Origin of the sequence: Limnoglobus roseus, from assembly GCF_008254045.1 — a bacterium.
GTDB lineage: Bacteria > Planctomycetota > Planctomycetia > Gemmatales > Gemmataceae > Limnoglobus > Limnoglobus roseus.
Map to the genome: position 1 here is coordinate 9,136,076 of NZ_CP042425.1, position 18,810 is coordinate 9,154,885.

Below are 18,810 nucleotides of genomic sequence, written 5' to 3' on the forward strand. Positions count from 1 at the left end.
GAGGCGCATCGGATGGGAGCACACGTGAGCCGATACCGGCAGGCGTTTTCGCGCCGGCACACCGTCTTGCCGGTCATCCACGTCGACTCGTTGGAGCAGGCCCACCGGAACGCCCGAGCCGCCCGCGAGGCCGGGGCGGATGGGGTCTTCCTCATCAACCACGGGATGGCGGACGAGGCACTCCTCGACATCCACGGGGCGGTCGCGGACGCCAACCCTACCTGGTGGGTGGGCGTCAACTGCCTCGGGCTCTCTCCCGAGCAAGCCTTCCGGGCGGTCCCCGCGAACGTCAGCGGGGTCTGGGCCGATAACGCTGGGATCGAGGAGGGGCAGCCCGATCAGCCGTACGCCGAGCGGGTGTTGGCCGCCCACCGGTCCCACGCCCCGGCCGGCCTGTACTTCGGCGGGGTCGCGTTCAAGTACCAGCGGGCCGTCGAGGACTTGGAGGCGGCCTGCCGGGTCGCCGCCCGGTACATGGACGTGGTCACGACCAGCGGCCCCGGTACCGGGGCCGCGGCGGAAGTCGAGAAGATCGCCCGCATGAAGCGGGCGCTAGGCGGGACGCCGCTGGCGATCGCCAGCGGCATCACCCCGGAGAACGTCGGAACCTACCTGCCACATGCGGACTGCTTCTTGGTGGCGACCGGGATCAGCCGGAGTTTCACGGAACTCGATCCTGCGCGAGTGCTGGGCTTGGTCCGACGGGTTGCTGCGTTCGCGGGGTAACAAAGGCACGCCGAACCCGGCGCGGCACCGGGCCCGGCCGCGGAGATTGGTCCTGGGACAGAAGTAGGTCGCTGATCGCGGCCGGGCCGGTGACCTTGTTCGTTGGGCCGCGGAGGACGCGCGACGATGAAGAGCCGGTTCCTGGCGTTCACGCTTAGTCTCGTTTCAAATTCCTTGTAGCGTCGGCTTGGGGCCATACCCGTCATGGCGGAAGTAGCGCCGGCACTCGTCCGGCGCAAATGCATCAAGGGCTTTCCCCAAGAAGTCCCAGAGCCCGTCGATGCTTCGCTTCCCGACGGACCGGGGCAGGCTCTTGAGCTTGCCGAACGCCCTCTCGATCGGGTTGAGGTCCGGGCGGTACGGCGGCAGGTATGGCAGTTCCGCCCCGGCCTTCTTGATCGCCACCCGGACGCCGGCCCGCTTGTGGCAGGCTAGGTTGTCCATCACCACCACATCCCCCCGACGGAGCGTCGGCACCGACTGCGGCTCGAGGTAGGCCACGAACAGGTCGCCGGTCACCGCCCCGTCGATCACCGTCGGGGCCGTCATGCCGTCGGCCCGCAGGGCGGCCACGAACGTGGTCGTCTTCCCGTGCCCATGCGGGACGGCCGCGACCAGCCGCCGACCCTTCGGGCCGCGGCCGTGGGTCGGGGCCATGTCCGTGCGGTTCCACGCCTCGTCCACGAACACCAACCGGGCCGGGTCGAGGGCCGGTTGGCCGGGTCGCCAGGTGTCTCGCATTTGCTTCACGTCCGGGCGGTCCTGCTCGACCGCCCGGATCGACTTTTTTCCGCGGCAGGCCCCGCACCCCCAACGCGCGGGCCAGGGCCGACCGGGACAGGGGCGGATCGAACCGGGCGCGGTACTCGTCCAGCGTCGCGTCCGGGTCGGCTGCGACGGCCGCGGATGCGGTCGGCGTGAGCCACCCAGTCGGCCGGCCGCCGGCGTGGGCGGCCGGGGCCGGCCGCCCGGCCTCCCGGCGGGTCGGCTCGAGCCGGCGGACCCGAGACTCGCTCACCGAGAACGTCCGGGCCACGGCCCGCGTTTTCGCCCCGCCGTCGCAGTCGGCCAGCACCCGCTCCCGCAGGTCCATCGAATACGCCCGCATCGGTGCCCCTCACGGTGGTACACCGAGCATAACCGAGTCCGCTCCGCTAGGCCCGACCGGGAACCGCTCTAGACATCGACCTACGGGGGTAGCCTAGACGCCGAACCCGACGCCGAAGGGAACAGGAAGGCCATCGGTACGTGAAGTAGAGGCCGGTCACGGTCTCGACAGCCTCCCCCAGGCGATCAGCACCAGCGTGGCCGCCAGCAGGAACAGCCGGGCGTTCGGCCGGTCGCTTGCGGCGGTCACCGCATAACCCGCCGGTGTCCCGGTGATCTCGCCCAGAAGTTCTTTGTCCGCGGCGATGAACCGGATGGACGAGCCGTCCGCCTTTGCAAGCGCGCCTACGATCCGGTGGGCCGTGTCCCGCACCGCGATGCCGTCGCCACCGCCTTTGAACGCTCCTCCGCAGTATCCGACCCGCACGTCCTCGGCGTCGAAGACGCCCACCGTCGGCCGGAAGATCGGCTCGCGTTCGTGCAACCGGAGGATCGGGCGGCCGTCCGCTCCCCGGACGACGAAGCGACTTTGTGCGGTCCGGTGCTTGTGCCCCAACAACCAAGGGAGCCAGGGGAGTCCCTTCAGCCCGTCCGGCCACGGTCGGGTCAACACGTCCGGCCACGGTTCCGACCGAACCGCGGCCACTTCCCGCCCGCCGGAGTGGATGCGGGCCTCCCCCCGCGGCCACGGTGGCGCGCAAGGGATCACCGTGTAGTAGGTCAACTCATCCACGCGATCACCCCGTTAGCCGCGGGTTGTCCGCACCCCTGCCATTCCTTCACGACAGGGGAGTCACTGGCCCAGAGCGGCCCCTCGGCTGGCCAGTCTCACGTCCTTCTGACGTTCCCCGGAGGACAAAGAGTTCGAGACGATCGCCGGATGCACACGGGCGGGAGCGTGCCTCGATCGCCGAATCACGGCTCGTGATACCCAACCTGAGTAAATCATTCTTACCTTCGCTCGGGGACTTTTTCAGAGGGAGGCCAAAAAGTCATCCGACGAATGAAACTGGTTGATTTGAAACGAAAATGTTTGTACCGTGGCTGCTTTCATTGTTGTCTTTGATTTCACCTGGAACAAGCATGATCCGCCGCCCATTGTTGAATGGAAAGAAGAAGTTCAAATTACGAGTCGAACCCCTTGAGGATCGCACCACGCCCGTGGCCGGAGACGTGCTGCGGACACTCGCGAACCCGGCCGCCGCGGCGTTGGACCAGTTCGGCGTTTCCGTGGCGGTGGACGGCAACCTCGTCGTCGTGGGGGCACCGTTCGATGACCCTGGCGGCGTGACCGACGCCGGCTCGGTTTACGTCTTCAATCGCACGACCGGCAGTCTGATGGCGACCATTCCCAACCCGGCACCGGCCGCCGGCGACCAGTTCGGCTATTCCGTAGTGGTTTCCGAGAATCGTAGCTTGTTGTGGGTCGGCGCGCCGTTCGACGACCCCGGCGGCGTTACCGACAGCGGGACCGTATACGGGTTCTTCAATTTGAGCGCGTCGGTGGCTGACCAGTTCAACAACCCCAGCCCGGCGGTGGGCGATCAATTCGGGTTTTCCCTCACGCGCGACACGTTTTCGTTCCCAAGTTACCTCGGCATCGGTGCACCGGGCGACGATTTCGGGGCGACGGACGCGGGTCGGGCGTACTTGGCCGCGTACAGTGGGGGGAACTTTTTCTACGGCACGGCGAGTAACCCCGAACCCGGTGCGGGCGATCGTTTCGGGGAATCCGTTTCCTTGAACAGCGGGCTGGATTTGCTGATCGGGGCACCGTACGACGACCCCGGCAGTGTGACCGATGCGGGCACGGCCTATATCTACAACGGCAATGCCGATGGCATCATTTCCACTCTCGCGAACCCTTCGCCGACGGCCGGCGATCGGTTCGGGTTCAGCGTCAGTTTCGCGGCCAATTCCGCGTTGGCAGTGATCGGGGCCCCCCTCGACGATCCCGGTGGCGTGACCGACGCCGGGACGGCTTACGTGTTCGACTCGTTCGCCGGCGGCCTCCTTCAAACTCTCAACAACCCGAGTCCGGCGACGGGCGACAACTTCGGAGCGTTTGTCTCGGCCCATCTCGGCCGGGCGGTCGTGTCGGCACCGCTGGACGATCCGGCCGGCGTGACCGACGCCGGGACGGCTTACGAATTCGACGTCCGAACCAGTTCGCTGGTCGCGACCTTGAACAACCCAAGCCCCACCGCGTTCGACCGGCTCGGGCCGGTGGCGGTGTACCAGAACCAAGCCGTCGTGGCCGTCCCGCTGGACGACCCGGCCGGGCAAACCGATGCCGGTTCGGTGTCCGTTTACGACCTCAACGCCGCCCCCGTCGCGGTGAACGACAAGGCGTTCGTCGGCAAGAATTCGACCACCCTCCTCGGCGTCCTGGTCAACGATTCAGCCGGCGGCGACTACCAGGACTCGCTCACCGTAACGGCCGCTTCGACGAGTGCGAACGGCGGCACGGTCGACACCTACGATGGCACCGCGGTGCGGTACACGACGCCGTTCAACTTCGTCGGCACCGACACGTTCACGTACACCGTCAAGGACGCGAACGGGGTGACGGCGACGGCCACGGTCACGGTCCGGGTCGGCAACCCGCCCCCGCTCCTGCCGGCCGGCGTCCTACCAGGGGTGGCCGGCGCATCGGCGTTCCAGGCGTTCGGCAGCACGGTGGCGGCGTCGGGGAACGTGATGGCCGTCGCCAACGAGACGGCCGGCACGGTCGGCGTCTTCGACGTGCCATCGGGGAGTTTGCTCCGCACGTTGACGCCGCCGTCGTCGCCCTCGAACATCACCGGCATGGGCCACACGGTGGCGATCGCCGGGAATCTGGTGGCGATCGGCCAGTACCGCCAAACCGTCGGCGGAAGGAGTGCGGCCGGGGCCGTGTACGTGTACGACATTACGACCGGCAGCTTGGTCCAAACCCTGACCGCCCCGACCGCCGTTTCGGCCGGTTGGTTCGGCTACTCGGTCGCGATTTCCGGCTCGACCGTTCTCGTCGGCGCGTACGAAGACAACCAGATCGATGGGGGTGGGTTGCAAGGCACGGGCCGCGTGTTCGCGTTCAACGCTACGACCGGCACCTTGCTCCGGACGTTTACCGACCCGTCCCCGCCGAACCGGGACCAGGCGTACGGGTCGGCGATCGCCATAGACGGGAACACCGTCGTCATCGGCGCGCGAACGACCAACGCCGCGGCGAACCTGGCACTCGGTCAGGCGTACGTTTACAACCGTTCGACCGGAGCCTTGCTCAACACGTTGAACAAGCCCGGCCTCGGCATCCTTCCGTACTTCGGCACGTCCGTCGGCATTTCCGGAAGCCGGATCGCGGTCGGGGCCCTCGACCAGGCGTACCTGTTCAATGCGTCGACCGGTGCGTTCATCGCGCCCCTGAGCGACCCCGTCATTGCCTCGGGGGCGACGGTCTATTCCGTCGATGTGGCTATTGCCGATGGCCGCGTGCTGCTCGGCACGATCGGTGACGACACGACCGGGTTGGTGCGGGCCGGCGGTGCGTACCTGTTCGACGCCACCGACGGAAGTTACCTGCGCTCGTTCCTCGATCCGACGATCGCCGCGAACGACAAGTTGGGGTTCTCGGTCGCCTTGGCCACGAACAAGGCTCTGATCGGGGAACCCTACGACGACTCGTTCGGGGCGACCGACGCCGGGCTGGTCCTCGTTTTCGACACCCGGTTCCCGCCGACGCCGAAGGACGACGCGCTGACCGTGGCCGAGGACAGCACGGCTACGGTCGTCAACGTGCTGGGCAACGACGTCGATTCCGCCGGCCTGCCCGGGACGTTGACCGTGACGGCGGTGACGCAGCCGGCCAGCGGCGGGGCTGTCACCCTCGCCACCGGGGTGGTCCGGTTCACCCCGGCCGCGAACTTCAACGGTATGACGACGTTCACGTACACCGTGTCTGACGGGAACGGCACGTCGGCGACGGCGACCGTGACAGTGACCGTGTCGGCGGTGAACGACCCGCCGATGGCGGCGGCGGACGCGGTCACGGTGGGCGAGGACGGCGGGGCGACGGTCGTGGACGTACTCGCGAACGACTCGTTCGCCCCCGACGTCGGCGAGGCGCTGTCCGTGACGGGCGTGACCCAACCCGCGTCCGGCGGGGCGGTGACGCTGGCCGGGGGCGTCGTCCGGTTCACCCCGGCGGCGAACTTCAACGGTATGAGGACGTTCACGTACACCCTCTCGGACGGGAACGGGGGTACGGCCATCGGCACCGTCACCGTCACCGTGACGGCCGTGAACGACCCGCCGACGGCCGGCGCGACGACTGCGACCGCGGTGGAGGACGGCTTCGTCGACGTCGACCTCCGGCCGCTCGCGTCGGACGTGGAGACACCCGCAGCCCAACTCACGTTCGCGGTGGGCGGGGCGGCGCACGGGGCGGTGCAACTGCTCGCCGACGGGCACACGGCCCGGTTCACCCCGGCGGCGAACTACAACGGGCCGGCCGCGTTCACATATTCCGTGACCGATACCGGCGACCCGGCCGGAACGGCTGGGAACGCGCGGACGACCGGGCCGCAGACCGTGACCGTCACCGTGACGGCCGTGAACGACCCGCCGACGGCCGGCGCGACGACTGCGACCGCGGCGGAGGACGGCTTCGTCGACGTGGACCTTCAGTTGCTCGCCTCCGACTTGGAAACAGCGGCCGCGCAGTTGACGTTCGCGGTGGGCGGGGCGACGCACGGGGCGGTGCAACTGCTCGCCGACGGGCACACGGCCCGGTTCACCCCGGCGGCGAACTACAACGGGCCGGCCGCGTTCACGTACTCCGTGACCGACACCGGCGACCCCGCTGGAACGGCTGGGAACGCGCGGACGACCGGACCGCAGACCGTGACCGTGACCGTGTCGGCCGTGAACGACCCGCCGACGGCGGCGGCGGACGTGGCGACGGTGGGCGAGGACGGCGGGGCGACGGTCGTGGACGTGCTCGCGAACGACTCGTTCGCCCCGGACACCGGCGAGGCGCTGTCGATGACGGGCGTGACCCAGCCCGCGGCCGGCGGGGCGGTGACGCTGGCCGCGGGCGTCGTCCGGTTCACCCCGGCGGCGGACTTCAACGGCACCGCGACGTTCACGTACACCCTCTCCGACGGGAACGGGGGAACCGCCGTCGGCACCGTCACCGTCACCGTGACGGCCGTGAACGACGCCCCGACGGCGAGTGCGACGACCGCGACCGCGGCGGAGGACGGGTTCGTCGACGTGGACCTCCGGCCCCTCGCGTCGGACGTGGAGACGCCCACGGCCTTGTTGAAGTTTAGCGTGTCGAATGCCAGCAACGGGACAGTTCAACTCCTGGCGGATCAACACACGGCCCGGTTCACCCCGGCGGCGAACTACAACGGGCCGGCGTCGTTCACCTACTCCGTGAGCGACACCGGCGACCCGGCGGGAACAGCAGGGAACGCATTGGCGGCGACGGCGGCCTTGTCGGTATCGGTGTCGGCGGTGAACGACCTGCCGACGGCGAGGGCGGACGCGGTCACGGTGGGCGAGGACGGCGGGGCGACGGTCGTGGACGTGCTCGCGAACGACTCGTTCGCCCCCGACGTCGGCGAGGCGCTGTCGGTGACGGGCGTTACCCAGCCCGCGGCCGGCGGGGCGGTGACGCTGGCCGGGGGCGTCGTCCGGTTCACTCCGGCGGCGAACTTCAACGGCACGGCGACGTTCACATACACCCTCTCGGACGGGAACGGGGGAACCGCCGTCGGCACCGTGACCGTCACCGTGACGGCCGTGAACGACCCGCCGACAGCCGGCGTGACAACCGTATCCGCGTCTGAGGACGGTTTCGCCGATGTGGACCTCTGGCCGCTCGCGTCGGACGTGGAGACGCCCGCAGCCCAACTCGCGTTCGCCGTGGGCGGGGCGACAAACGGGACCGTACAACTCTTGGCCGACGGGCACACGGCCCGGTTCACCCCGGCCACGAACTACAACGGCACCGCGACGTTCACGTACACGGTCACGGACACCGGCGATCCGGCGGGGACGCTTGGGCGCGAGCTGACGGCGACGGCTACCGTGTCGGTGTCGGTACCGGCGGTGAACGACCCGCCGATGTCGGGGGCGGACGCGATCACGGTAGTCGAGGACAGCGGCGAAGCAATTGTTGACGTGCTGACGAACGACTCGTTCGCCCCCGACGTCGGCGAGGCGCTGTCGGTGACGGGCGTGACCCAGCCCGCGGCCGGCGGGGCGGTGACGCTGGCCGCGGGCGTCGTCCGGTTCGCCCCGGCGGCGAACTACAACGGCACGGCGACGTTCACGTACACCCTCTCGGACGGCAACGGGGGCACCGCCGTCGGCACCGTCACCGTCACCGTCACCCCGGCCAACGACGCCCCGACGGCGCGGGACGCGAATTCGAACGGCGCGGCCGATACGGCCGTGGAGTTGGATCTGCGATCGTTGGTCTCCGACCGGGAAACCGCTCCGGGCGATCTCGTGTTCTCGGTTCGGAGTGCCGACCACGGCACGGTCCAATTGCTGGCCGATGGGCACACGATCCGGTTCATTCCCGACCTAGGGTACACGGGTTCGGCGTCGTTCGCGTACTCGGTCACGGACACCGGCGCCCCCGCCGGCAATGCGGCCGACCCGCTCACGACGTCGAAGTTGGTGACCGTGGCGGTGGATCCGCAGATTCGAGCGACCGACGACACCGTGGTGGTGAACGAGAACGGTGGGACCGTCGTCGTGGACGTACTTGGCAACGACTCGAACAACCCGATTTCCGGAGGGACCTTGACTGTCACGGCGGTGACAGCCCCGGCGGGCGGGGGTGTCGCCAGTTTGCAAGACGGCGAGGTCCGGTTCACCCCGGACGTCCAGTTCCAGGGGACGACCTCGTTCGCGTACACCGTCACGAACGGTGTCGGCGGTCGGGCAACCGCCACCGTGACCGTGCGCGTGAACGCCGTCACCCGGGCCACCCTCGTCGGCGAGTCCGAGTTCGCGGCGGGCACCGACGTTGGGTCGGGCACGGCAAGTTTGTTCAACGCCGACAAGACGCCGCGGTTCACCATCACGCCGTTCCCCGGGTTCACGGGCGGCGTGCGAACGGCGGTCGCGGATTTCAACCGAGACGGCGTGGCAGACCTCGTCGTCGGCACCGGCCCCGGCCGGGCCACTCGCGTCATCGTTTACGACGGCGTCACGCAACAGCAATTGTTCGCCAGCGATCCGTTCGAGGCGTCGTTCACGGGTGGGGTTTATGTGACGGCGGGGGACGTCAACGGGGACGGCGTGGCCGACCTCGCCGTTACCCCGGACGAGGGGGGCGGGCCGCGGGTGGACGTGTATAACGGAACCGACTTCGCCAAGTTGATTAGCTTCTTCGGCATTGACGACCCCACCTTCCGTGGCGGCGCGCGGGCGACCATCTCGGACATGACCGGGGACAGCGTGGGCGACCTGATCGTCGTGGCCGGGTTCGGCGGCGGCCCGCGGGTAGCGGGGTTCGACGGGACGTCGCTGACGTCCACGCCGCGAAAGGTCTTTGCCGACTTTTTCGCGTTCGAGCAAGCTCTGCGGAACGGCATCTTCGTGGCCGCCGGAGACGTCAACGGGGACGGATTCGCGGACCTCATCGCCGGCGGCGGGCCGGGCGGCGGGCCGCGCGTACTCGTGTTCGACGGGAAGAGCCTGAAGGCGGACCAGTACACGCCGCTGGCTAACTTCTTCGCCGGCGACGTGAACAGTCGGGGCGGCATCCGGGTGGCGGTGAAAGACTTGGACGACGACGCTCGGGCGGACATCATCGTCGGGTCCGGGGCGGGGGCCGGGTCGCGGGTGACGGCCTACTTGGGTAAGAACGTCGGGGCGGCTGGCACTCCCGCGACCGCTCTTGACTTTGACGCCTACGACTCGACGGCGGGGGTGTTCGTCGGGTAACCCGTGGGGATGGTGTGAATGCAAGAACGTAAGGCTGTTCACCTGCCGTTGAGGTTCGGCCTGAACCACTTTTCGACCCGCCGGTTAGAGCATCATCAGTCTGATCCTTGCGCTCGGGGGGTGTTTCTGCGACACTCTGGCGATCCCTCTTGGAGCGGCGCCCGGCGGCGTTCTCACTCGACCTGAGGCGGCGGGTTCTGGCGGACTGCCACGGCGGCCTGACGTACGCCGCCATCGCTCGCAAGTACACCGTGTCGGCCGAGTGGGTGCGGGTACAAGCGGTTCCGGAAGACCGGCGAGATCGCGGCCCGCCGCCGCGCGACCACGCGGCAACCGTACCACGTGCGGCGTGAGGCGGAACTCCGGGCCGCGGTCGCCGGGAAGTCCGACCCGACGCTTGAGCAACTCCGCCGGCACCTCGGCGGGGCGGTCAGCATCGGTACCCTGTGGGCGGCCCTGCACGCGCTCAAAATCTCGTTCAAAATAAGTCGCCCCGGGCCGCCGAGCAAGACCGCCCGGACGTGGCGCAGAAGCGGACCGCGTGGCGGGCGGGGCAGTCCGGGCTCAACCCGGACCGGCTCGTGTTCCCGGACGAGACGTGGGTGAAGTCGAACATGACGCCGGCGTACGGGTGGGGGCCGGCCGGCGAGCGGGTGGTCGAGGGGGTGCCGCACGGGACCGGAAGACGGTCACGTTCGTCGCCGCGTTACGGTCCACGGGCGTGGTCGCCCCGCTGGTCGTCGACGGGGCGATGAACGGCCCGCTGTTCGCGGCGTACGTGCGGCAGCAACTGGTCCGGGCGTTGAAGCCGGGCGACATCGTGGTGATGGACAACCTGTCGAGCCACAAGGTGGCCGGCGTGGCGGCCGCGATCCCCGGGCTGGGGCGGAAGTGGCGTACCTGCCCCCGTACAGCCCGGACCTGAACCCGATCGAACAGGTGTTCTCGAAGGCAAAGGCCGAGATGCGAAAGCGGAAGCCGCGGACGATCGCGGCGACCGAGGGTCTGTGCGGGGACGCAGCGGATTGGTTCCCCGCGGACGAGGGTCGGCGGTACATCCAGCACGCCGGCTATGGACCGCAAGGATCAGACTGAAGATGCTCTAACAGGCCGTGCGGGCAGCGTTCACCGACTGTCGGCAGGTGTACGGTAACCCTCGACTGGCCCGCGTGTTGAACCGCCGGGGCGTGAACTGTTGCGAGAACACGGTGGCCAAAGTCCTCCGGGCCGAACCGCCCCACGTCTTGGACCGCCACTTCACCACCGGTACGCCGAACGCCAAGCGGACCGCCGACATCACGCACCTGTGGACGGCCGGCGGGTGGGTTGGGCTGTGGTGATCGACCTGCACGCACGGAGCGTCGTCGGCTGGGCCGTGAGCGACACGCCGGGCACGGCCTTGGTCCGCCGCGCGTTTCAGGCCGCGGTCGTGCGGCGTCGCCCGCCGGCCGGGGTTGTCATGCATTCGGATCGCGGGTGCCAGTACACAAGCGGGGAGTATCGGACGGCGGTCGCGGCGGTGATGCGTTTCAGCCGGAAGAGAAACTGCTGGGACAACGCCCCGACGGAGTCGTTCTTCGCCACGCGGAAGAAGGACTTGGTCTACCGCCGCGCGTTCGCCGACGGAGCCGAGGCCGAGCGGGCGTGGTGTTCGGCCTTGAGACGGGGTTGTCCCGGAATGCCATTCAGTTCGGCCGGAACCTCCTGCGCCAGTCGCTGTTGTCGAAGCTCCGCGCGGGGGCGGGTCACGTACGGGTACTTCTTGGCCCGCCGCTTCTGGCACCGCGGCTCGACGCGGTCCTTCCGCGCGGGGCTCACGACCACGTCCGGCAACGGCGTGCCCGGTGAGGACGACGTCAACCACCGCGGCGCGTCCACGAAGCGGATCCGCGCCACGGCACGTCCTGCCGCCGGCCGGCTCCGAGCAGGACCGCCCGGACCAGGTTGTCGGCGATGGCGAACGCGACCAACTCCTCCCTCACGCCCGCCTCCGTCTCGCACCTCCGCACGCCCATCCCGGGCGTCGTCTTCAAATGGGCCAGGTCGGTTCCCACCTGCCACCGCTGGCGGTACAGACCCGCCGGCCCGGCCGCCGGGTACGCCGGGGCGTCGAGGGGCGTGCTCACCGGGGTGACGGTACTCGCCCGGAAGCCGGGGCGGTCCACCGCGTACCGCGTCTCCCGGACGGCGAGCGTGACCGGCCGTGGCGCGTACGCCTCGGCGGTCATCCACGTCGGCCGCTGGTCCGGCTTGTACCACTCCACGACCGGATCCGTCGGGCCCAGGTTCCGCACCCACCGGGAGCGGGCCTTGCCGCTCACCTTCCGCGTGCTCCAACGGGGCGGTGGCGTGCGGCCGGGGGTGAAGTCGACGACCCGGCGGCGGCTCACCCGGAACACCCCGTGGAGGCCGTTTTGGGCCAGGAAGTACGGGCGCGCGTACGCCTCGAACGCGCGGTCCCCGACCAGCACGTCGCCGGCCCGGAGGTCCGGGTGCGGTTGGGTCACGGTCGCGATCTCGTGCGACCGCAGCGGGGCGGTGAGGAACGCCTGGAGCGGGCCCGGGCCGGCGTGGAACAGGGCGAGGGCGCGGGCGACCGGGAACCCGCACCCGGCCGCCGGGTTGGTCGGCGGGCCGAAGGCCCGTTGCAGCGGCGGCGTGTCCGGCAGGCTGACGCCCGTGCCGGCGACGAACCCCGTCCGGTGCGCCCGCCAGAGGCCGTCGGCATCGACCGCCGGCCAGAGGGCGGCCGTGACCGACCGGAGGACGGCGAGCGGGAGGCGGCCGCGGGCCTGGCGGGGCGCCGCGGCCGTGACCGACCGGCCGGTCAACCGGGGCAAGTGGGCACAGGCGGTGTTGCCGTGGAGGATCCGCAACAGGAACACGTGGATGGGGGGGACCGGGTCGAGGGCGCGGTGCCGCCGGCGGACGTTCCGGCCGCGACAGGGTTCCGCCAGGGCGAGCGGAGCGAGGGCGTTCGCCACGCCTTCACGGAGCGGCCGGACGGCGGCGCGTCGGGAGGGGGTCACGGATGAACCTCCGCGGCGCGGGCAAAGGGCCATTCCCATTGTTCGCCGGCTGCAACAGGGGCGAGTACTGGGGCGGAAGAAGTGAATGGGCCAAGAGTTCCGGCCGAACTGAATGGCATTCCGGAAGAGCCGATTTATCTTGCTCGAATCCCGTCCAACGCCTACAGTTGAAGTGTCGATACCTACCCCACCGATCCCGCTCCGGGTTCGTCTCTCATGCTCCGCTTCGTCTCGCTTGTTTTACTGATTGCCGTTGCGTGCCCGGTACGGGCCGAGATGCCGTCGTTCCTGAACGAAGTCGTGCCGTTGATGACGAAGGCCGGCTGCAACCAGGGCGCGTGCCACGGCAAAGGGGCCGGGCAGAACGGCTTCCGCCTGTCGCTGCGCGGCTATGCACCGGACCAGGACCACCGCTGGCTGACCCGCGAGTTCGACGCCCGCCGGGTCGATCCGTCGGAACCCGAGGCAAGTCTGCTGTTGCGCAAGGCGACCGGGCAAGCTCCCCACGAGGGCGGCAAACTCTTCGGCGTGCAGAGCCGGGAGTACCAGTTGCTGCGCGACTGGCTGGCGGCCGGGTCGCCGGGGGCGGTGAAGGACGCGGCCAAGTTGACGAAGCTCGAAGTGACGCCCGACGCCAAGACGCTGAAACCCGGCGAGACGGTGCAACTAACAGTGTGGGCCACCTTCGCAGACGGCACCCGGACCGACGTGACGTGGCTGGCGAAGTTCGATTCGAACGATGTCGCCTTCCTCACGGTCGCGCCGACGGGGTTGGTCACGGCGAAGCGGAACGGGGCGACGGCCGTGCGGGTGATGTACCAGTCGGAAGTCGCCGTCGCCGTCTTCGCGATGCCGTTCGAGCAAACGGTCGATGCAGCCCAGTTCGCGGTAAAGAACAACTTCGTCGATGAGCATGTCTTCGCGAAGTTGGCCGAACTGCGGATCGAACCGTCGGACCTGTGCGGCGACGCCGAGTTCATCCGCCGCGTGTGGCTCGACGCCGCCGGCGTGCTGCCGAAGCCGGACGACGTGAAGGCGTTCCTCGCCAGCACCGAGGCGGACAAGCGGGCGAAGCTGATCGACCGCGTGCTGGCGTCGCCAGCGTTCACCGATTACTGGGCACTGCAACTCGGCGACTTGTTCCAGAACCGCAAGGAGCGCGACCACGACGTGCGCGGCGTGAAGGGCGTCCGGCAGTTCCACGCCTGGATTCGCAAGCAAGTGGCCGACAACCGGCCGTGGGACCTGATCGCCCGCGACGTGCTTCTCGCGAAGGGTTCGACCACGGATTCACCGCCGGTCGGGTACTACATCGTCACCGTCGGCGAAGCCCGACTCGCCGAACAATCGGAGGTCGGCGAGTCGGTCGCCCAGGCGTTCCTCGGCACCCGCATCGGCTGCGCGAAGTGCCACAACCACCCGCTCGAACGATACACGCAGGACGACTTCTACCACTTCGCCGCGTTCTTCAGTCGGGTGAAACTCGACCGCAAGGAAGCCAAAATGGGCGGCACGACGGCCCTCCGCGTCAGCCACCCGGACGAGAAGACGAACTCGCGGCCGGTCGGCACGAACCAACCCCGCACCGGGCAGTTCCTCAAGCCGCAACCGCTCGACCGCTCCGTCGCCGACATCCAACCGACCGATGACCCGCGTGAGAAACTCGTCGAGTGGATCACGAACCCCGGCAACGCCTACTTCAGCGGCGCGATGATCAACCGCGTCTGGCAGCACTACCTCGGCGTCGGCCTCGTCGAACCCGTGGACGACCTGCGGGCGACCAACCCGCCGACGGTGCCGAAGTTGTGGGACGCGCTCAAGACGGAGTTCGTCGCGCACCACTTCGACCTGCGGCACCTGATGCGGGTGGTGCTGAACTCGCGGACGTACCAACTCAGTTCCTCGACGCGGCCGCTGAACGAGACCGACGCCCGGTTCTACTCGCACTACTACGCCCGCCGCCTACCGGCCGAGGTGCTGCACGACTCCATCGGCGAGGCGACCGGTGTGCCCGAGAAACTCGACGGCTACCCCGTCGGCGTGCGGGCGATTCAGGTCGCCGACCCGAACTTGAACTCATCGTTCCTGCGAATGTTCGGCCGGTCCGACCGCGTGACGGCGTGTGCCTGCGAGCGCGGCGGCGACGTAACGCTCCCGCAACTGCTGCACCTGCAAAACAACGAGGCCCTGCAAAGCCGGATCACGACCGCGACCGGGTGGGTTTACTCGACGCTCGCGGCCGAGAAGAGCGACGACGCGGTGATGGACGGCATCTTCCTCCGCACCCTCGCTCGCCAGCCGCGGGACGACGAGCGGGCAGCCGTGCGAAAGCTCCTCGCGGCCGGCGAGAAGCGGCCCGACGTGTTCAGCGACCTGATGTGGGCCCTTCTCAACTCGAAAGAGTTCGCGTTCAACCACTGACCACGGGAGCAACGGCACTCGGCACAGGAACGCCAACTCCTGCGGCCCCTCGTGACATCATCTCGCGGGCACGGGTCTGCACCCGCACCGTGTACAGCAACCCCAGATGGAGGGCCGCCAGGGCCAGGAACGGGATTTTGTAGGGAATGAGCGCATCGCGAACGCCCGGCCCGAACGAGTACAGGGGCGACCCAGCCAGGACGGCAACGACCGCCAGGCCGGCGACGGCGACCCGATTCGGCCGTGGGCCGAAGGCACACGAAGCCAGCCACCACCCGATCGCCGGGGCCGCCACGAGGTACGTTTGCGGCTCGATCGACGGTCCGAACGAAATGCACCATGTGGCCCCCAGGAACAGGCCATGGCGTTCGACTTCCGCCCCCGGCGCGCCGGCCCGGCGCAACCGGACGAGGAGCAACGGCACGGCCAGCCCGGCCAGTGCCTGGACCGGCAGAAGCCATGAGGCTCGCACGTCGCCGACGTACAACCGCCACGCCTCGTAGAGCGTCTGGTACGGGAACTTCCGGTAGTGCTCGCCGCTCACCAGGTACTCCGTCATCTTGTCGAAGCGATAGCCGAGAACCGCCGCCGAGTGGAACGCGAACGGCAGCGCCAATAGGGCCGCGACGACCGCGGCGAGACGAAGGCCGAGTTGCCGCGGGTACAGGGCGGCGAACACCAGCCCGGGCGCGAGGGTGTACATCTTGAACATCGGTAGCGCGAACAGCACGGCCGCCGCCCACCATTGTTGCTTTCGCACGGCCACGGCCGCCCACAGCCAACAGCCCGCGACGAGGACGTTCGCCTGATGGTTCGCAAAACTGCCACAGCCGATCAGGATTCCGCACGCCAGGGCCAGTTGTCGCCCCGCGCCGTTCGGCCGGCCGTCGGGCGGGTCGAGGGTCAGGAACGCCCGCAACCCGGTGGCGTAGAGGGCGAAGGTCAACGTCCCCCAACTGAGTGCCCCCAGCCAGTTCGGCAGGGCCGCGAACGGGGCCAACAGGTCCGAGAAGTAAGGGAGGTACTGAAACGACACCATCGACTCGAACGGGCCGTCGGTGGGCCAGTCACGGGCGGCGGCGGCGTAATCGGGGTAAACGGAGTGCCGGTCCAGGGTCACGAACGATTTGACCGCCACGAAAATGAGCGTACCGATCCAGAGCGTCCGCACGACGTGCACGAGGGCGTTGACCGTCCGCTGCGACATGACCGTTCCTCGACCGACCCGCCGAAATCGGGTCGTTTGGGCAGATGATGCCGGCAAACTTGCCAGCCCTCGTACGACGGAAATACCCCAACTTCTACTGTTTGAGAAGTCGAACCGACGTCGTCGATTACTCTGTGACCTGAATACCAACGCTCAGACACATCCCATTTATCCCAGACGGTACAATCGTTCCGTCCCGATCGGGCGAATTTTTGCTTCCCCGTAACCGGGACACTCCTTACGTCGAAATTCTGAACTAAGCTTCCACGGCCAACTATGCCCCTTACGGACCAGGCAGCCGATGGTGCCCACTAAGTCTCCGGCCGCGACGCTGGACCGCCCGTACTCGAAAGTGACCGGCTACGAGCCGCTGCCCGGCTACCGCATCATCGAACCCCTCGGCCGCGGCGGGTTCGGCGAAGTGTGGCTGTGCGAGGCCCCCGGCGGGTTGCACAAGGCCATCAAGTTCGTGGCCGGACCGAGTGAGGACACGTCCGACCACTCGCTCAAACAAGAGTTCGAAGCCTTCCAGACGATCAAGGCGATCCGCCACCCGTTCCTGTTGACCCTCGAACGTGTCGAGTTGCTGAAGAACGAACTCGTCATGGTCATGGAGTTGGCCGACGCCCACCTCGAAGACCGCTACCACGAGTCTCAGGCCGAAGGGTTGCCCGGCATCCCGCGGCAAGAACTGCTCGGCTACCTGATCGACGCAGCCGAGGCGCTCGACCACATCAGCCACAAGTACGGCCTGCAACACCTGGACGTGAAGCCGGCGAACCTGTTCCTGCTCAGCGGCCACGTGAAGGTCGGCGACTACGGTCTCGTTGCCCGGCTGACGGCCGAGGGCGGCAGCAACCCGATGCTCAACCGCGGCATGACGCCGAAGTACGTCGCCCCGGAAGTCCTCCGCGGCCAGGTCCACCCGCGGTCCGACCAGTACAGCCTCGCCCTCGTCTACCAGGAACTGCTCACCGGCACGTTCCCCTACGTCGCCCGCACGGCTCAGCAGATGATGCTCGCGCACGTGTCGTCGAAGCCCGACCTCACGCACCTGCCGCCGGGCGACCAGGCAATCATCGCGAAAGCCCTGGCGAAGAACGCCGACGACCGCTTCCCGTCGTGCCTCGCCTTCGTGCAAGCCCTCATCACGGCCCCGGTCGGCGAACCGGAGGAAGAGCAAGCCCCGCCGCTCATCCCCGACTCCGGATATAGCCCGACCACCGGCCACCAGGCCCAACAGGCAACCGACCGCATGGCGAAGCCGGAGACGCTGCCGCCGGGTTGGCTGCCGCCGAAGCCAGGGCAAGGCCAGCGGCCGCCGTCGCTCGTTGGCGTGCCGGCCGGGTCGCTGGCGATGACACGCCCCCGCGGCGGCAGTAGCACGATTCCCGCCCGCGGCGCGGAACCGCTACCCGCCCTCCGCACCGTCGAGCGGCAACCCCAAAAGAACCCGTCCGGGACTGTGGCCGCCCCCCAGACGCGCACCGCTGCTCGACCGCAAGGCCCGAATAAAACGCTGTTCATGGAGCCGGAGCCGTTAGACCTCGCCCCCGCACCGGCGGCGGGCGGCGTCCGGTTGCCCAACATCCGCTCCGTGGTGACGGTCTCGACGCTGCTCGGCTTCGACGTGCCACAGGCGACCATCTGGGCCGACCAGATCATCGACTCGGTGCTGGCGAAGGCCGCCGCCGGCGGGCACGCCCCGAAGATGCCCGGCGACGTGGGCCGGCGAACCGACGGCACCTGGGTGAGCCGCTTCCCGACGACGATGCACTCCTCGATGCTGGCCCTGAAGTGCGAGCCGATGATCGACGCCGGGTGGTTTGACGAGGTCGCCCAGACCGACACCCACCAGTTCGCCCTTCGCCAGTACATCCAGGCGGGCGGGCTATGGGGCCGGCTGTCCGGCAAGAAGTCCGGGCTGGAAGTCACGATCAACTGGCCGACGAGCCGCGGATGCGGCGAGGTCGAACTGCTCGGCAACCTGTTCGGCACGCCCGACGCCGCCTTCGTGCGGGACTCGCTCGACGTGCTGCCGAAACTGATGGCCGAGGTGCGGGCACAACTCCAAAACGTGGAAGACCGCCGCAAAACGCCGCGGCTACCGACGAACTTGCCGGTCACGCTCTACCCGATCGGCGACGACGGGGCGGTGTTACCCGTCATCAACGCCCGCTGCCGCGACGTGTCGGCCGGCGGCCTCTGCTGCACGACGGCCGTCCAACCGGAAACCCGCTATTGCTTCGCCGCCTTCGAGGGCTGCGGCGTGGCCGACGGCATGGCGGTGCTGCTCCGACTGCAACGGGTCCAGCCGAACGGCTACGAGTACGTCCTCTCGGGCAAGTTCCGCACGGATCTATGACGCCG

The 18,810-nt window shown here is 68.7% G+C and carries 11 protein-coding genes and 2 pseudogenes; 8 read left to right on the forward strand and 5 right to left on the reverse strand.

From position 1 onward, the window contains the following. The first annotated feature begins 12 nt into the window (after nt 1–12). Nucleotides 13–726 (forward strand): BtpA/SgcQ family protein, encoded by a 714-nt coding sequence (locus PX52LOC_RS39115; protein ID WP_149115171.1) that lies wholly within the window; start codon nt 13–15, stop codon nt 724–726. A 165-nt stretch (nt 727–891) separates the two neighbouring features. On the opposite strand, the gene PX52LOC_RS39120 is transcribed toward PX52LOC_RS39115, so the two are convergent. Then, nucleotides 892–1,834 (reverse strand): IS630 family transposase gene (locus PX52LOC_RS39120; RefSeq protein ID WP_449280334.1). Its coding sequence is split into 2 segments (ribosomal slippage): nt 892–1,524 and nt 1,526–1,834, totalling 942 coding nucleotides; the frame shifts between segments, so codons are not numbered across the junction. A gap of 156 nt (nt 1,835–1,990) precedes the next feature. Further along, nucleotides 1,991–2,566 (reverse strand): hypothetical protein, encoded by a 576-nt coding sequence (locus PX52LOC_RS39125; protein ID WP_149115173.1) that lies wholly within the window; start codon nt 2,564–2,566, stop codon nt 1,991–1,993. A gap of 350 nt (nt 2,567–2,916) precedes the next feature. Between PX52LOC_RS39125 and PX52LOC_RS39130 the strand changes: the two genes are divergently transcribed. From PX52LOC_RS39130 to PX52LOC_RS44385, 5 genes and pseudogenes are all read left to right on the forward strand, one after another. Further along, complete coding sequence (locus tag PX52LOC_RS39130; RefSeq protein WP_168219488.1) at nt 2,917–9,783, forward strand: Ig-like domain-containing protein; 6,867 nt, start codon at nt 2,917–2,919, stop codon at nt 9,781–9,783. 149 nt (nt 9,784–9,932) lie between these two features. Further along, nucleotides 9,933–10,136, forward strand: coding sequence for a hypothetical protein (locus PX52LOC_RS39135; RefSeq protein ID WP_149115175.1), 204 nt, complete (start codon nt 9,933–9,935; stop codon nt 10,134–10,136). 368 nt (nt 10,137–10,504) lie between these two features. Beyond that, nucleotides 10,505–10,878: pseudogene (locus PX52LOC_RS44380) on the forward strand (transposase). 17 nt (nt 10,879–10,895) lie between these two features. Continuing rightward, nucleotides 10,896–11,123, forward strand: a complete 228-nt coding sequence (locus PX52LOC_RS39150) for an IS3 family transposase (protein ID WP_149115178.1) — start codon at nt 10,896–10,898, stop codon at nt 11,121–11,123. Further along, nucleotides 11,120–11,236, forward strand: a pseudogene (locus tag PX52LOC_RS44385) (IS3 family transposase); the annotation flags it as partial. The gene PX52LOC_RS39150 and the pseudogene PX52LOC_RS44385, both read left to right, overlap by 4 nt. 149 nt (nt 11,237–11,385) lie before the next feature. Here PX52LOC_RS44385 and PX52LOC_RS43225 read toward each other — a convergent pair. After that, complete coding sequence (locus PX52LOC_RS43225) at nt 11,386–11,679, reverse strand: hypothetical protein (RefSeq protein ID WP_246173611.1); 294 nt, start codon at nt 11,677–11,679, stop codon at nt 11,386–11,388. Next, entirely contained in the window at nt 11,640–12,812 is a 1,173-nt protein-coding gene (locus PX52LOC_RS43230) for a transposase (RefSeq protein ID WP_246173612.1), read from the reverse strand. The genes PX52LOC_RS43225 and PX52LOC_RS43230 overlap by 40 nt, the downstream gene beginning before the upstream one ends. Before the next feature lie 216 nt (nt 12,813–13,028). Here PX52LOC_RS43230 and PX52LOC_RS39160 point away from each other — a divergent pair, with 216 nt between their 5' ends. Further along, nucleotides 13,029–15,233, forward strand: a complete 2,205-nt coding sequence (locus tag PX52LOC_RS39160) for a DUF1549 domain-containing protein (protein ID WP_149115179.1) — start codon at nt 13,029–13,031, stop codon at nt 15,231–15,233. On the opposite strand, the gene PX52LOC_RS39165 is transcribed toward PX52LOC_RS39160, so the two are convergent. Beyond that, a complete protein-coding gene (locus PX52LOC_RS39165) occupies nt 15,223–16,440 on the reverse strand; it encodes a DUF2029 domain-containing protein (RefSeq protein ID WP_149115180.1) in 1,218 nt (405 codons plus the stop codon). The genes PX52LOC_RS39160 and PX52LOC_RS39165 overlap by 11 nt on opposite strands. Before the next feature lie 301 nt (nt 16,441–16,741). Here PX52LOC_RS39165 and PX52LOC_RS39170 point away from each other — a divergent pair, with 301 nt between their 5' ends. After that, entirely contained in the window at nt 16,742–18,805 is a 2,064-nt protein-coding gene (locus tag PX52LOC_RS39170; RefSeq protein ID WP_149115181.1) for a serine/threonine-protein kinase, read from the forward strand. Nucleotides 18,806–18,810: the final 5 nt, after the last annotated feature.